Genomic DNA, 14663 nt, shown 5'->3' on the forward strand with positions numbered 1-14663 from the left:
CTCCCTTAGCTGTTAACCCGCATCGGTAATCAGTGTGCCCACCCCGGCATTGGTGAAGATTTCAAGCAGCACCGCGTGTGGGACGCGCCCGTCAATAATATGCGCGCTGTTGACGCCGCCTTTGACGGCATCTAAGGCGCAGCGAATCTTCGGCAGCATACCGCCGTGAATCGTACCGTCGGCAATCAGGTCGTCGACTTGCGTAGTGGTAAGCCCGGTTAGCACTTCGCTTTCCGCATTCATTAAGCCGGCCACGTTGGTTAGCAACATCAGTTTTTCAGCGCTTAGGGCTTCGGCTATTTTGCCCGCGACGAGGTCGGCGTTGATGTTAAAGCTGCGGCCATTTTCATCTACGCCGATGGGGGCAATCACGGGGATAAAGTCGCGAGCGGCGAGCATTTCAATCAAGTCGGTGGAAATAGACTCGACTTCGCCGACATGACCAATATCGATAATCTCCGGCGCGGTCATTTCGGGACTTTGATGCTCTACTTTGAGTTGGCGGGCACGAATTTGCCCGCCGTCTTTGCCGGTCAGGCCAATCGCCTTGCCGCCGCTTTGGTTGATCAGGTTAACGATGCTTTTGTTGACCAGCCCGCCGAGCACCATTTCCACGACGTCCATGGTTTCGGCGTCGGTGACGCGCATGCCGTTTATAAAACGCGACTCAATGTTGAGCTTGGTCAAAAGCTCGCCGATTTGCGGCCCGCCACCGTGTACGACCACTGGGTTGATGCCTACCTCCTTCATCAGCACGATATTGCGCGCGAAGGAGTCGATTAGGGTGGTTTCGGTCATGGCATTGCCGCCGTACTTCACCACCACGGTTTTTCCGGAGAATTGCTGGATGTACGGGAGGGCTTCGGAAAGCACCTCCACGACGACCTGAGGGTCGCGACTGGCTGAACTCATTGCGTTTCCCTTGCTGGATAATGCGTTTTGAACGCTTATTTTAGAGGTTACGTCTGCGGCAACGTCAGCGCCGGGTCGACCTGGGCGAGTGCTTCGGCAAAACGCGTTTGAATGCGCGCGAGCGCGTCGGCGTCTTTGCCCTCAAAGCGCAGCACCAGCATCGGCGTGGTGTTGGATGCACGACACAGCCCCCAGCCGTCCGGGTAATCAACGCGAATGCCGTCTATCGTGGTTTTGATACCTTCGCCGAAGTCGCCTTCGCGAGCAAGTTTCTCGACCAGCGTGAACTTGTTCTCATCGGTGACGTTAATGTTGATTTCCGGTGTGCCTACATCCAGCGGAAAGCGTTGGAAGTAGGCATCGGCATCGCCTTCCTGCTTGGCCAGAATTTCAATTAAGCGGGCGGCGGCGTAAATACCGTCGTCGAAGCCGTACCAGCGCTCCTTGAAGAAAATATGTCCGCTCATCTCGCCAGCAAGCTGCGCGCCGGTCTCTATCATTCGCGCTTTGATCAGCGAGTGCCCGGTGCGCCACATTTCCGGCTCACCGCCAGCTTGCTCGATCACTTGGGTGAGGTTACCGGTGCATTTGACATCGAAAATCACCTTGCCACCAGGGTTGCGCGAGAGCATGTCGGTGGCAAATGCCATCAAGAGATGATCCGGGTAGATCAGCTTGCCGCTGGGGGTGATCACTCCCAGGCGGTCGCCGTCGCCGTCAAATGCAAGGCCGATATCGGCACCGGTCTCCTGCACGGTAGCGATCAAGTCTTTGAGGTTTTCTGGTTTTCCGGGGTCTGGGTGGTGATTGGGGAAGGTGCCGTCGATCTCAGCAAAAAGCGGAATCGTTTCCACGCCCAAGCGCTCGATCAGCTTGGGGCCGAGCTCACCGGCGACGCCATTGCCGCAGTCGACCACGGCCTTAAACGGCCGACCAACGTTGATGTCACCGATGATGCGTTCAAGATAGGCATCGCGGACGTCTTCTTCGCGTACCGTGCCTTCGCCGCCTGAGAAGTCGTTATCCTGAATGCGCTGATAAAGGGCGGTAATCGCCTCGCCGGAGAGCGTTTCGCCGCCGAGTACCATTTTAAAGCCGTTGTAGTCAGGCGGGTTATGGCTGCCGGTGACCATCACGCCAGAGGCGGTGCCATCGAGCACGTGGGTGGCAAAATAAAGCACGGGGGTTGGCACCATGCCAACATCGATGACGTCTTGCCCAGCCGCGGTGAGCCCGCGAACTAACGCTGCTTGCAAACGCTCGCCGGAGAGGCGGCCATCTCGTGCCACTACTACGGTGGATTCCCCACGAGCGGCGGCTTCACTGCCAATGGCGCGGCCAATCTGCTCGACACCGGATTCTGTCAACGTGTCGTCGACGATGCCGCGGATGTCGTAGGCGCGAAAAATTGAGGCTGGAAGCGTTGTCGTAACCATGGAGTTCCCTATCGGTAGGTAATAAATCGATACATGAGTAAGCGTGCGTCGCTAAACAAGGTGTGTTGTCGGGAAGTCAGCTTACGCGGTGCCGGTGCTGCCAAAACCACCGCCACCGCGCGCGCTATCGGTAAATTGTTCCACCACGTCGAGCTCGGCCTGCACCACAGGCACCAACACGTATTGTGCTAAACGCTCAAACGGCTCGATGGAGAAAGCACGCTGACTGCGGTTCCACGCTGAGATCATCAGCTCGCCCTGATAGTCGGAATCGATGAGCCCGACGAGATTTCCCAGCACGATGCCGTGTTTATGCCCAAGCCCCGAGCGGGGCAGAATCATCCCTGCAAGCGTCGGGTCTTGGATATGAAGGGCAAGCCCTGTGCGGACCAGTTCGCACTCGCCGGGCGCTAGCGTTAATGGTGCATCAAGCATTGCGCGCAGATCCATTCCTGCTGAACCCTCAGTGGCGTAAGTGGGTAAGTAATCGCGTAGGCGCTCGTCGAGAATCTTGCACTGTAGCGAAGGGCGTGGACGGGCGGTCATGATGAGGTTCCTTAAACAATAGACGTTAAAACGGTAAAAGTGACAGCGCGCGCTGGATGATGGTGGCGGCTAGCTGGGTTTTGGCTTGCGGTGGCTGATGCTCAGCGTCTGTGCCGGTAGGTGTGCGCCACAAAAGCCAAGCGGCGTTGTCATCGCTGCCAAAGCCGAGTCCGGCGGTAGCCACGTCGTTGGCGACGATCATGTCCAGCCCCTTACGCGTCAGTTTCTCGTGTGCGTAGTGCTCGACGTCCTGCGTCTCGGCGGCAAATCCTACCACGATGGGGCGCTGATCGGCGGGGAGGGTGGCGATACCGGCGATGATGTCGGGGTTTTTGACCAGTGTAAGCGTGAGTGTATCGTTACCATCGCGTTTTTTGATCTTGTGCTCGGCGGCGGATTCGGCGCGGTAATCGGCCACCGCTGCGCAGCCGATAAACAGTGTAGCAGTCCTCGCGAGGCGCTGGGCTTCAGCGTTCATTTCGATGGCGGATTCTACGTCGATACGCTCGACCCCTTTTGGGGTGCGCAGATTTACTGGGCCACAGATCAGTGTGACGTTAGCGCCGCGTGAAGCTGCCGCCGCGGCGAGCGCGAAGCCCATTTTCCCCGAGCTGTGGTTGGAAAGGTAGCGCACGGGGTCGAGCGGTTCGCGGGTGGGGCCAGCGGTGATCACTACACGTAGCGCATCGTCTGCCATGGGGGGCGGGGTGAGTCGCGTGAATACGGCGTCAACGATGGCGTCGGGCTCGCTCATACGGCCAGGGCCGACATCGCCGCAGGCTTGATCGCCAGCATCAGGGCCAATCTGCTGCCAGCCGTCTTGCTCGAGCATCGCGATATTGCGTTGGGTCGAAGGGTGGCGCCACATGGCTTGGTTCATCGCCGGAGCGATGAGCTTGGGCGCCTCACAGGCTAAACACAACGTGGTAAGCAAATCATCTGCCATACCGTGCGCTATACGAGCGATAAGGTCTGCCGTTGCTGGCGCAATCAGTACCAGGTCGGCCCAGCGGGCGAGCTCGATATGTCCCATGCCTGCTTCGGCTTCAGGATCCAAAAGCGAGGTGCGCACAGGTTCGCCAGACAGCGCTTGGAGCGTCATCGGGGTGATAAACGCCTGGGCGCCATCTGTCATTACGACGCGTACCTCGCATCCTGCTTGTTTGAGCAGGCGGATAATCAGCGCACTTTTGTAAGCCGCAATGCCAGCGCTAACGCCAAGTAGCACGCGCTTTCCTGTCAATAACGCCATGTCGGGTGATCCCGTTTAACGGTTGTCGGTCAAAGACAATGATTGAAAAGGGTTACCATACCACTGGCGTGCATAGCTTGGCAGGCCTAAGCTAGATCCGCAGTGGCCGATATAAATGGATCGATAAAACCGCAAGGAGAGCGCATGGGGATCAATCACTGGCCTGAGGGTGAAAGGCCGCGCGAGAAGTTACTCACAATGGGGGCGGCAACGCTATCGGATGCCGAGTTATTAGCGATTTTTTTGCGCGTTGGGGTACAGGGGCGTTCAGCGGTGGATTTGGCGCGGGATTTGCTCGCGAGTTTCGGCGGATTGCGGCCACTTTTAGAGGCGGATCAAGACGCGTTTTGTGCCGCCAGAGGCCTGGGTAGCGCCAAGTTTGCCCAGCTTCAGGCGACACTCGAGCTTTCACGTCGGCATCTCGCTAGCCAGTTAGCGCGTGGCAACGCCCTCACCTCGCCGGCGCTAGTGCGTCATTATCTGACCTCGCAGATGCGCCATCTAGGCCATGAAGAGTTTGCAGTGCTGTTTTTGGATACGCAGCACCGCATCATTCGTTATGAGTCGCTGTTTCGCGGCACGCTAGATAGCGCCTCGGTGTATCCACGTGAAGTTGCGAAACGAGCGCTGGAGCTTGGGGCGGGGGCGATGATTTTGGCGCATAATCATCCTTCGGGCGTTGCCGAGCCAAGCGATGCTGACCGGCGCATCACCGAGCGCTTGAAAGAAGCACTCGGGCTTTTTGATATTCGCGTGCTGGATCATTTCGTGGTCGGTGACGGTGATGTGGTGTCATTTGCCGAACGTGGCTGGATATAGTGACCAAGTTATGTGATCATAATGGGCTGTCAGTGGCGTAAGTGACGCGCGACTGCTCCCGTATTTTTCAGGCCTTAGCCTCTGGATGCTGTGAAAAAACGAAGCAAATAGGCGTATTTTTGCTCTTTTAAGGCGGTTTGACTTGCCGCTTGTCAGGTCCTCTGGTATAAAGTGCCCCCTTTAACTTGGGTTGAATATCGGGCTTGGGAAACGTCAGGCGGTTCATCGCGCCAACTGCCTCCCTGCTCCGGTTTGCCCGACAGTTTTGAACAACTCGCCAAGCGGTTGGAGGCTCTCATGTCCAAAGTATGTCAGGTTACCGGCAAGCGCCCGGTATCCGGTAACAATGTATCTCACTCCCAGCGTAAGACGCGTCGTCGTTTTTTGCCGAACCTGCACACCCATCGTTTTTGGGTAGAAGCAGAAAGCCGCTTCGTCAAGCTGCGTGTTTCCACTAAGGGTATGCGCATCATCGACAAGAAAGGCATCGAAACGGTTCTGGCTGATATCCGCAAACGCGGCGAAGCTATCTAATAAAGCGCCATTCAAGGCAGTAAAAATGGGAGAGTTAAACCATGCGCGATAAGATCAAGTTGGTATCTAGCGCCGGTACCGGCCACTTCTACACCACTGATAAAAATAAGCGTAATACGCCGGATAAGTTCGAATTTAAAAAGTACGATCCGGTGGTTCGTAAGCACGTGATCTATAAGGAAGCTAAGATCAAGTAAGCGCCTTGCGCTGATCGGCTTTCACCGCAGGCGAGTGTGCCTGTTGAAAACCCGGCTACGGCCGGGTTTTTGCATGCTGGGTGGCTGAGACACTATCGCTGCGATACTTCCAAGTTCCAAGACGAAACTACCATTCGTGAACTGCTATGCCAGAATTACCGGAAGTTGAAACCACGCGGCGCGGTATTGCGCCCTACGTGGAAGGTCAGGAAGTAACCGAGGTGATGGTGCGTCAGTCGCGCCTGCGGGTGCCGGTACCTAAAGATTTAGCCGAGCGCTTAATCGGTGCCCGCATTGGCATGTTGCGCCGACGCGCCAAATACGTGCTTTTGCCCGTGGAGGGCGCAGACCAACCACAGGCGCTTATATGGCACCTTGGCATGTCGGGGAGCTTGCGCATTGCCCGCGTGGGCGATCTGCCCAAAAAGCACGACCATATTGATCTTGTGCTTGCAAGCTCGCATATTTTGCGCTATCACGACCCGCGCCGCTTTGGCTTTGTTGATTGGCTGCAAGATGATGAACAGCGCGACCCACGCCTGGCGCATTTAGGCCCGGAGCCGCTTTCCGATGCGTTTACGGGCGCGCACCTTTACCGCCTTTCACGCGGCAAACGCATGGCGGTAAAGCCGTTTTTGATGGATAACCAGGTAGTCGTGGGCGTGGGTAATATCTACGCCGCAGAGGCACTTTTTATGGCCGGCATTGACCCGCGCCGTGCCGCCGGGCGTATTTCGCTTGCACGCTATGAGCGTCTGGCCGCGGCGGCACGTGAGGTGCTTTCGGCGGCCATCACTCAGGGCGGCACCACGTTGCGCGATTTTGTTAGCGGCCAAGGTGAACCGGGTTACTTTGCCCAACGTCTTAATGTTTATGGCCGCCATGGCCAGCCGTGTCGGCGCTGTGGTGGCGAGTTAAAGCACATTACGCTCGGGCAGCGTGCCAGCGTTTACTGCCCCCGGTGTCAGCGTTAGAACGCTTACCCGACACTACCGTTTTTTGGAGAAAACCGTGACCCAACGCCTGCGACTGAATAAAAATGCCGACCGCCGTTTGAAAGCCGGTCACCTATGGATTTACTCCAACGAGGTGGATACCAAAGAGACGCCGCTGCAAAACTTTACCGGCGGCGAAACGGCCATTATCGAAGCATCGAACGGCAAGGCGCTGGGTGTGGCTTACGTTAACCCGCATTCGCTGATTTGCGCACGGGTGATGTCTCGTGATCCATCCATGCGTTTAGATCGATCGCTGTTTGTTCACCGCTTTAACCAGGCGCTGGCGCTGCGTGAGCGCCTGTTCGATAAGCCGTTTTACCGCTTGATTCACGGCGAAGGCGATTTATTGCCTGGTCTTGTTATCGACCGTTTTGGCGATGTTCTCGTGGTACAGCTCAATACCGCCGGTATGCAGGCGCTCAGTGAAGAAATTGTCGATGCGCTGGAAAAAGTGTTCAAACCGGACGTCATTGTCTTTCGTAACGATACGGGCGGGCGTCTGCAAGAAGGCTTGGAAGCCAATGTAGAAGTGGCCAAGGGTACGCTGCCTGACGACGTGTTGATCGAAGAGAACGGCGTGCGCTTTGTTGTGCCGGTACTCGACGGGCAAAAAACCGGCTGGTTCTTTGATCACCGCACAAACCGCGAATGGTTAAATCGCCAGGTGGCGGGTAAACGTGTACTGGATGTCTTTAGCTATGTGGGTGGCTGGGGTGTTCAGGCAGCCGCCAGCGGCGCCTCAAGTGTGTTGTGTGTTGATAGCTCCGGCCCGGCGCTTTCGCAAGTGGCGCGCAATGCCGAGCTTAACGGCCTCCATGAGCAGGTCGCCATTGGTGAAGGCGATGCCTTCGAGGCGCTGGCGGCGTTGAAAGCCGACGGTGAGGAGTTCGACGTGGTCATCCTTGACCCACCGGCGTTTATCAAAAAGCGCAAAGATATTCCCAGTGGCGAACGCGCCTATGCACGTTTGAATCGCGAGGCGATGCGCCTGCTGGGTCGTGATGGATTGTTGCTTTCCGCGTCGTGCTCAATGCATCTGGCACCGGAGCGGTTGATGGAGGTCGTGCGCAGTTCGGTGCGCCATCAAGATCGCCATGGTCAGGTGATTTTTCAAGGCCACCAGGCAGGCGATCACCCGGTGCACCCGGCGATTCCTGAAACGTCATACCTTAAAGCATTGGGTGTACGCGTCTTCCGTGATTAATGCGGCGTGTCGCAAATAAGCAGGTGATTTTTTTGTGCCTACGGCGTAATGATACGTTTTCCCTCCTAAAAAACGCCTTCACCGGCTTTTTTTTTGTTTTGTTGTTGAGGGGGTGGGAAATGCGTCGAGCTGTGCTGTAATGTCGCCGTAAACGTACTTCACACTTGTTGATATAAGGAATTTGCCCATGCGCGTCGCCGTCCCTAAAGAGATCAAAAACCATGAGTATCGCGTTGCGCTGACGCCTACCGGTGCGCGGGAATTGACCGCCCGGGGTCACGAAGTGAGTGTGCAAGCCAGCGCCGGGGAAGGCGCCGGTTTTAGCGATGCTAACTATGAAGCCGCCGGTGCGCGTATTGAAGCTGACGTGGACGCTTTATGGCAAAGCGCTGAACTGGTGCTGAAAGTCAAAGAGCCGCAGTCTGATGAGGTGGCTCGCTTGACGCCGCAGCATACGCTTTTTACCTACCTGCATTTGGCCGCTGAAGAAACATTAACGCGCGGCTTGATGAAAAGCGGTGCGACCTGTATTGCGTATGAAACCCTCACCGATGCCCACGGTGGTTTGCCGCTTCTGGCGCCGATGAGCACCGTTGCCGGGCGCATGGCTGTTCAAGCTGGCGCGCATAGTTTGGAAAAAGCCCAAGGCGGCGCTGGTGTGCTGCTACCTGGGGTGCCGGGTGTGGCGCCCGCCAGCGTGACCGTCATCGGCGGTGGTGTCGTGGGTGAAAACGCCGCCCGTATGGCGTTGGGGTTAGGCGCTGATGTCACTATCCTGGACAAATCGCTGGCGCGGCTTGAGGTGCTGGATGACCGTTACCAGGGCCGCATCAAAACGGTTTACTCCACTGCCGATGCGCTTGACAGTGCCGCGCGTGAATCCGACATGGTGATTGGCGCCGTGCTGATTCCAGGTGCCGCCGCGCCGAAGCTGATCACGCGCGATATGTTAAGTAATATGAAACCGGGTAGCGTGTTAGTCGATGTGGCGATTGACCAGGGCGGCTGCTTTGAAACAAGTAAGCCTACGACCCATGCCGAGCCAACGTATATCGTTGATGGCGTCGTGCATTACTGTGTCGCCAACATGCCGGGTGCTGTGGCGCGGACGTCCACCCAAGGCCTGACCAATGCAACCTTGCCGTTTGTGTTGGCGCTGGCCGACAAAGGTTGGAAGCAGGCGCTTAAGGATGACGCCCACTTTTTGCCGGGGCTCAACGTTCACGCCGGGCAAGTGACGTATCAGGCGGTTGCTGATGCCTTCGGTTTGGAAAGCGTCGACCCGGCGAGCGTGGTGGGTTAAAGCGCTAGCTGTTGAGCGTACTTTAATAGTGCGGCGGCACGTCGTCTTCGGGGCGGGGTGCCGCCGTGCTGTCGTTGTTAGATAGATTTTGATGCTGGTCGCGCAGACGCTCTCGCATTAAGGCGCTCATATGTTCGAGCGTTTCTAAGCGGCGCTCTTGCTGAGCAACCGCATGATCTAACGTATCCAGCCAGTGTTCTTGGTAAGCGAGGCGAGTTTCTAACGTTTCAAGACGTTGGTAGAGCTCGGCGGGCGATAATGCTTGGGTCATGGTAACATTGCAGCCTTGTAAGCGTGTGAACGGTAGTCACATGTGAATTAAGGCCGCTGCGCATTGGCAGTGGTTGGTAGGACGATGTATTGTCCTGTGTCTGTTACCCATACAACAAGAGAGCTTTTTGTATCCATGAACCCGAAAGTTGTAGTTCGTTGCATCTTAATCAGTCTTTTACTTGCCGCCCCCGCGCCATTGCTGTTGGCAGGGATCGTTCACCTATTCAACGCACCACTGGCAGCGCTTTTAATGACAGAGCTTGCCATCAGCGGTATCGCCAGCACTTATTTTGCCGTGGCGTTTGGTAGTTTTATTCTTCTGTGTGTCGGTACATTGGCCGCAGCGGGTCTTGCACCTCCGGTGGTTGTAACGCCTGAAGTCGCCCGCACTAAGCCAGCGTCGCGTCAGCCAGCGACCTCAGTCCCAGAGGAAGACGGTTGGGATGAGGAAGAAGATATTATCGATCCCAACGATGGCCGCGAAGAAGGCGAAGTGAAGTGGTTTAATACGAATAAAGGCTACGGCTTTATTACCCGTGAAAACGGCGAAGATGTGTTTGTGCATTTCCGCGCCATTCGTGGTCGTGGGCCGCGTATGCTAACGGAAGGGCAGATCGTGCGTTACTACGTGATCAAAAACGAGCGTGGTTTGCAGGCGGATGATGTCAGCATCATCGTCGAGTAGACGCGCTGACAACACAAGCCGTTAGTGTTCCCACTCAACCCCGCGTTTAGCGGGGTTGAGTGTGTTTGGGCGTTAAAAAAAGGGTGGCTTAACGCCCTGAGTCAGGCCAGTGGATAGCACGCTCTTCGCCGCCAGGTAATACTTGCCAGAAGCGATCAGGGTCGTCGCCTGGGTTCCAGCTGCCAAGTGAGCAGCGAATCTCTGTTTGCAGCGCTTCAGCCGCATACTGGGCGGCTTCTTGGTCGGTATGCCACGGTGTGTTATGGCTATCCATCCATAGACTGGCAAAGCCGTCGGCGGCTTTTTCGACCAGCAGTATCGGCACAGGCTGACCATTATAGTGGCCCTGGGTGCGCCACTTGCCTTTACCCGCAGGCACGAGCGGCGGCGCATCAAGTGCCTGCGCGAGCCAAGCATTGAGCGCGTCATGGGGTGCGTGCGCCAAGTAGATTTCAATATCCGGGTAATGCTCCATTAGCCGTGCTCCCTGGCGTGGCCGGTACCATCGACAAACAGCGCCTTGAGTGTTGCTTCGTAGATGCGGCTCAAATCATCCAGGTCTGCCGCACGGATTCGCTCGTTGACTTTGTGAATCGTGTCATTAAGCGGCCCGAGCTCCACCACTTGCGCGCCGAGGGTGGCGATAAAACGTCCGTCAGAGGTGCCGCCTGAGGTGGAGAGCGTCGGGCGTTTGCCGGTTACCGTTTCAACGCCTTGAATCGCGGCATCCACCAGTGCGCCTTCGGCGGTCAGAAACGGCTCGCCGTTGAGTGTCCAATCCAGTTCGTACTCAAGCCCGTGCGCGTCCAGAATGGCGTGGGTACGCGCCTTCAACTCGTCGTGGGTGACCTCGGTGGAAAAGCGCAAGTTGAACACCACTTCCACCTCACCGGGGATCACATTGGTCGCCCCAGTGCCTGCGCGGAAATTAGAGATCTGAAAGCGGGTAGCAGGGAAAAAATCGTTACCGTGATCCCAGTGCTCGTTGACTAGCGCATCCAAGGCAGGCATGGCCTGATGAATCGGGTTGCGTGCCAAATGTGGGTAGGCCACATGCCCCTGCACGCCTTTGATATGCAACACGCCGCCTAGCGAGCCACGTCGGCCGTTTTTGATCATGTCGCCCAAGTGTGTTGTCGACGAGGGCTCGCCAACGATGCAGTAATCCAGCCGGTCGTGGGATTCGCGCAAATGCTCGACTACCGCGCGGGTGCCATCAATGGCAGGTCCTTCTTCGTCGGAGGTGATTAAAAACGCGATGCGGCCGTCGTGGTCGGGATGGGCGACGACGAAGCGCTCTACCGCCGTCACCATGGCCGCGAGGCTGCCTTTCATATCCGAGGCACCGCGACCGCACAACATGCCGTACTCATCGATACACGGCTCAAACGGCGGGTATTCCCAGCGCGTAGGTGGGCCGCTGGGGACAACGTCGGTGTGTCCGGCAAAGGCGAGCACCGGGCCGTGATGACCGCGCACCGCCCAGAAGTTGTCCACGTCGCCAAATGGGAGTCGCTCAATGTGAAAATCGAGCGCTGTTAAGCGCTCGATCATGACATCTTGGCAGCCTTCGTCGTCCGGCGTCACCGACGCGCGGCTGAGCAGGTCAAAGGCGAGCTGTAGCGTCGGCGAGAGTGCCTTGGCCTCAGTTATGGGCATGCAGCGCCTCGTTTAGCGCAACGGCGCTTTTATTGGTCAAACACTCGATGCGGCCGTTTTGCGAGTTGCGGCGCAGCAGTAAGTCGTCCTGGCCGGCAAGCTCACGTGCGGCGACGGTGTCAACGTCTTGATTCTTCTCGTCAAGCAGCGTGACCTTGGCGCTGGCGGTTATATAGAGGCCCGCCTCGACCGTACAGCGATCGCCCAGCGGAATGCCGATACCGGCATTGGCGCCAATCAGGCAGCCATCGCCGACTTTGATGACAATATTGCCGCCGCCGGAAAGCGTGCCCATGGTGGAGCAGCCGCCGCCCAGATCTGAGCCTTTGCCAACCATCACACCAGCGGAGATGCGCCCTTCAATCATGCCCGGGCCTTCGGTGCCGGCATTGAAGTTGACAAAGCCTTCGTGCATGACGGTCGTGCCTTCACCGAGATAAGCGCCTAAACGCACGCGGGAGGTATCGCCGATGCGAATGCCACCCGGCACCACGTAATCGGTCATTTTGGGGAACTTGTCCACACAATCGACCGATAGCGCGCGACCGGCCAGACGCGCTTTTAGACGGCGAACGGGCAGCTCTTCAATATCGATGGCGCCTTCATTGGTCCAGGCGATGTTGCGCAACAGGCCGAACATGCCGGTAAGATCGAGCTCGTGAGGCTTGACCAAACGATGCGAGAGCAAATGCAGCTTGAGGTAGACCTCCGGTGCAGTTTGCGGCGGCTGGTCGTTTCCTATAAACATCGCCACTAACGGGCGCGTGCTTGTCGCAAAGGATTCAGCCAGCTCGGCCTGTGCCGCATGGCCAGTGTCTTCGAGCGCTTTTGCCAGGCGTGTGCAGTCTTCAGGTAGGAAGCTGATGGCAGCGTTGCCTTGTGGCGCGTCAAGCACTTCTTTCGCGGCGTTTACCAGGTTTTCATCAGGGTTTAATAGCGGCGCCGGGTAATAAATCTCCAGCCAGTCGCCCTGGGTATTTTGCGTGCCGATTCCAAGCGCAAAGCTCAGCATAGTTAAATTCCTTTGAGTCAATGTTCAGTCAAGCTGTTTAACGTTTGTCGCAATCTAGCGTTTGTGAAATCTAGAGCTTGTCGTAATCGCCGTCTTGGTAACCGACAAGAATGGTGTCGTCGTCGAGTTCCAGCAGAGGGCGCTTTAAAAGCGTTGGGTGTTTCAACATCAGTTGGCGGATAGAATTGGCGTCAAAATCTTTTTCTTCGTCGGAAAGCTCGCGCCAGGTTTTGCTGCGTTTATTGATCGCCTCGACCAGCGGGACGCGGTGCAGAATGTGCTCTAAAAGGGCCGCTGAAAGCCCGTCTTTACGGAGGTCGTGGGTCTTGTAGAGCAGGCTTTTTTCATCCAGTGCCTTACGCGCTTTGCGGCAGGTATCGCAGTTATCGATCATGTAAAGCGTGAGCATATGACCTCCTTTTGTCTATTAAGATGGGTCTCTATTAAGACAGACCTTGATTAAGACGAGTCATGGTTAGCGCTGGGTTGGCTAACGGGTTGGCTGTCATGGGCCCGTTTCGTCACTCTTAATTAGCCGCTTTCCATTAGCCGGCGAATCCGCTGGGCAGCCTCAAGCGTGGGGCCAAGCTCCACCACCAACGCTAAGCGCAGTCGCCCAGCGCCAGGATTTATGCCGTTTGTGCCTGGGCGCCCCATAAGGCTACCGGGCAAAACGCTAACGTGCGCCTGTTCAAACAAGCGCTGGGTGAAGGCGATATCGTCACCGTCCGGTACCGCTGGCCAGAGGTAAAAACTCGCTTCAGGGGTAGGAAAATCTAGCACCGAGGCGAGTTCCTGGGTCACGGCGGCGAATTTGTCCCGATAGGCGTCGCGGTTGACGCGCACGTGGCTTTCGTCCCGCCAAGCGGCAATAGAGGCGTGTTGCAACGGCAGCGACATCGCGCAGCCGTGGTACGTGCGGTAGCGTTTAAATGGCTCAATTAGCGCCGCGTCGCCGGCGACAAAGCCTGAGCGCAATCCCGGCAGATTGGAGCGCTTTGAGAGCGAATGAAACACCAGGCAGCGGCGGTAGTCGTGGCGGTTTAGCTTGGCGCAGGCTTGTAAAAGCCCGGGCGGCGGGTTGGTCTCATCCAAGTAGAGCTCGGAGTAGCACTCGTCGGAGGCGATGATGAAGTCAAACTCATCGGCCAGGGCGATTAGCTGTTTGAATTCTGCAAGCGGGGTCACCGCCCCGGTGGGGTTGCCTGGCGAGCAGACAAATACCATCTGAACGTCGCGCCAGGTATCGGCCGATACGGCGGAAAAATCGGGACGAAAGCCGTTTTCTGCGGTGCAATCGAGATATAGCGGTTCGCCACCAGCGAGTAGCGTCGCGCCTTCATATATCTGGTAGAAGGGGTTGGGCACCGCGACCTTTGCTGCCCGGGTACGGTCGAGCGCGGCCTGTACGAAAGCAAAAATAGCTTCACGCGTCCCATTGACTGGGAGTACCTGGGTCTCTGGGTCAAGCTCCTTCAGGGAGAAGCGTTGTGTCGCCCAATCGGCGATGGTTTGACGCAGTAAAGGCAACCCAGCAGTGGCGGGGTAGCGGGCGAATTCGGCCTGATGGGCATGCAGCGCGTCGAGCGCGGCAGCGAAAGGCGCGTGCTGTGGCTCGCCGATAGTCAGCGGGATATGGGCGAGATCCGTCGGCGCTGTGAGTGCTGCCTTCAGTGCGGCCAGTTTTTCGAACGGATAAGGGTGTAAGGCGTCAAGATCGGGGTTCATGAGCATCCAGAGTGCGTGTCCAGGGTGGCTGAGCGGCATCGTTGTCGGCGTTTGGCTAGCCGATTATAGGCAAGCCCCGAGGCAGGCTCAAATAAGCCGGGCTCA

General features: G+C 57.1%; 17 protein-coding genes. 7 read left to right on the plus strand and 10 right to left on the minus strand.

What is annotated here, in order from left to right; all coding sequences use genetic code 11:
- Positions 1–12: 12 nt before the first annotated feature.
- The 4 genes from argB to coaBC form a co-directional block, all read right to left on the minus strand.
- On the minus strand, positions 13–912 hold the full coding sequence (argB, locus tag M8006_RS05045) for an acetylglutamate kinase (RefSeq protein WP_250080374.1): 900 nt from the start codon (positions 910–912) through the stop codon (positions 13–15).
- Between the two features lie 47 nt (positions 913–959).
- Positions 960–2348 carry a phosphomannomutase/phosphoglucomutase gene (locus M8006_RS05050; RefSeq protein WP_250080375.1) on the minus strand — a complete coding sequence of 463 codons (1389 nt, stop codon included), beginning with the start codon at positions 2346–2348 and terminating at the stop codon, positions 960–962.
- Between the two features lie 81 nt (positions 2349–2429).
- Positions 2430–2894: a dUTP diphosphatase gene (gene dut / locus M8006_RS05055; protein WP_250080376.1), complete on the minus strand. Its 465-nt coding sequence runs from the start codon at positions 2892–2894 to the stop codon at positions 2430–2432.
- Between the two features lie 25 nt (positions 2895–2919).
- Positions 2920–4146, minus strand: coding sequence for a bifunctional phosphopantothenoylcysteine decarboxylase/phosphopantothenate--cysteine ligase CoaBC (gene coaBC / locus M8006_RS05060; RefSeq protein ID WP_250080377.1), 1227 nt, complete (start codon positions 4144–4146; stop codon positions 2920–2922).
- 144 nt (positions 4147–4290) lie between these two features.
- On the opposite strand from coaBC, the gene radC reads away from it, so the two are divergent.
- The 6 genes from radC (at position 4291) to ald (ending at position 9201) form a co-directional block, all read left to right on the plus strand.
- Positions 4291–4965 carry a RadC family protein gene (gene radC / locus M8006_RS05065; RefSeq protein WP_250080378.1) on the plus strand — a complete coding sequence of 225 codons (675 nt, stop codon included), beginning with the start codon at positions 4291–4293 and terminating at the stop codon, positions 4963–4965.
- A 297-nt stretch (positions 4966–5262) separates the two neighbouring features.
- Complete coding sequence (gene rpmB, locus M8006_RS05070; protein ID WP_250080379.1) at positions 5263–5499, plus strand: 50S ribosomal protein L28; 237 nt, start codon at positions 5263–5265, stop codon at positions 5497–5499.
- Positions 5500–5540: 41 nt separating this feature from the next.
- The gene (gene rpmG / locus M8006_RS05075) at positions 5541–5696 is read left to right on the plus strand and encodes a 50S ribosomal protein L33 (RefSeq protein WP_009098622.1); all 156 of its coding nucleotides are present in this window, start codon (positions 5541–5543) and stop codon (positions 5694–5696) included.
- 146 nt (positions 5697–5842) lie between these two features.
- Positions 5843–6670: a bifunctional DNA-formamidopyrimidine glycosylase/DNA-(apurinic or apyrimidinic site) lyase gene (gene mutM / locus M8006_RS05080; RefSeq protein WP_250080380.1), complete on the plus strand. Its 828-nt coding sequence runs from the start codon at positions 5843–5845 to the stop codon at positions 6668–6670.
- Between the two features lie 37 nt (positions 6671–6707).
- Entirely contained in the window at positions 6708–7898 is a 1191-nt protein-coding gene (locus tag M8006_RS05085) for a class I SAM-dependent rRNA methyltransferase (RefSeq protein ID WP_250080381.1), read from the plus strand.
- Between the two features lie 187 nt (positions 7899–8085).
- The gene (gene ald / locus M8006_RS05090) at positions 8086–9201 is read left to right on the plus strand and encodes an alanine dehydrogenase (RefSeq protein WP_250080382.1); all 1116 of its coding nucleotides are present in this window, start codon (positions 8086–8088) and stop codon (positions 9199–9201) included.
- 22 nt (positions 9202–9223) lie between these two features.
- On the opposite strand, the gene M8006_RS05095 is transcribed toward ald, so the two are convergent.
- Positions 9224–9472, minus strand: a complete 249-nt coding sequence (locus tag M8006_RS05095) for a SlyX family protein (RefSeq protein WP_250080383.1) — start codon at positions 9470–9472, stop codon at positions 9224–9226.
- A 135-nt stretch (positions 9473–9607) separates the two neighbouring features.
- Here M8006_RS05095 and M8006_RS18140 point away from each other — a divergent pair, with 135 nt between their 5' ends.
- Entirely contained in the window at positions 9608–10159 is a 552-nt protein-coding gene (locus M8006_RS18140; RefSeq protein ID WP_284046936.1) for a cold-shock protein, read from the plus strand.
- An 88-nt stretch (positions 10160–10247) separates the two neighbouring features.
- Here the strand turns inward: M8006_RS18140 and M8006_RS05105 are convergent, their stop codons facing one another.
- The 5 genes from M8006_RS05105 to dapC all read right to left on the minus strand — a co-directional run bounded on the left by M8006_RS05105 (position 10248) and on the right by dapC (position 14558).
- On the minus strand, positions 10248–10634 hold the full coding sequence (locus M8006_RS05105) for a hypothetical protein (RefSeq protein ID WP_250080384.1): 387 nt from the start codon (positions 10632–10634) through the stop codon (positions 10248–10250).
- Positions 10634–11818, minus strand: a complete 1185-nt coding sequence (dapE, locus tag M8006_RS05110) for a succinyl-diaminopimelate desuccinylase (protein ID WP_250080385.1) — start codon at positions 11816–11818, stop codon at positions 10634–10636. The genes M8006_RS05105 and dapE overlap by 1 nt, the downstream gene beginning before the upstream one ends.
- Positions 11805–12830: a 2,3,4,5-tetrahydropyridine-2,6-dicarboxylate N-succinyltransferase gene (gene dapD / locus M8006_RS05115; protein WP_250080386.1), complete on the minus strand. Its 1026-nt coding sequence runs from the start codon at positions 12828–12830 to the stop codon at positions 11805–11807. The genes dapE and dapD overlap by 14 nt, the downstream gene beginning before the upstream one ends.
- Before the next feature lie 70 nt (positions 12831–12900).
- The gene (locus tag M8006_RS05120; RefSeq protein ID WP_250080387.1) at positions 12901–13239 is read right to left on the minus strand and encodes a Spx/MgsR family RNA polymerase-binding regulatory protein; all 339 of its coding nucleotides are present in this window, start codon (positions 13237–13239) and stop codon (positions 12901–12903) included.
- Between the two features lie 122 nt (positions 13240–13361).
- Entirely contained in the window at positions 13362–14558 is a 1197-nt protein-coding gene (dapC, locus tag M8006_RS05125) for a succinyldiaminopimelate transaminase (RefSeq protein ID WP_250080388.1), read from the minus strand.
- Between the last annotated feature and the right edge of the window lie 105 nt (positions 14559–14663).

The sequence above is a fragment of the Halomonas llamarensis genome, from assembly GCF_023555005.1.
Lineage (GTDB): Bacteria > Pseudomonadota > Gammaproteobacteria > Pseudomonadales > Halomonadaceae > Vreelandella > Vreelandella llamarensis.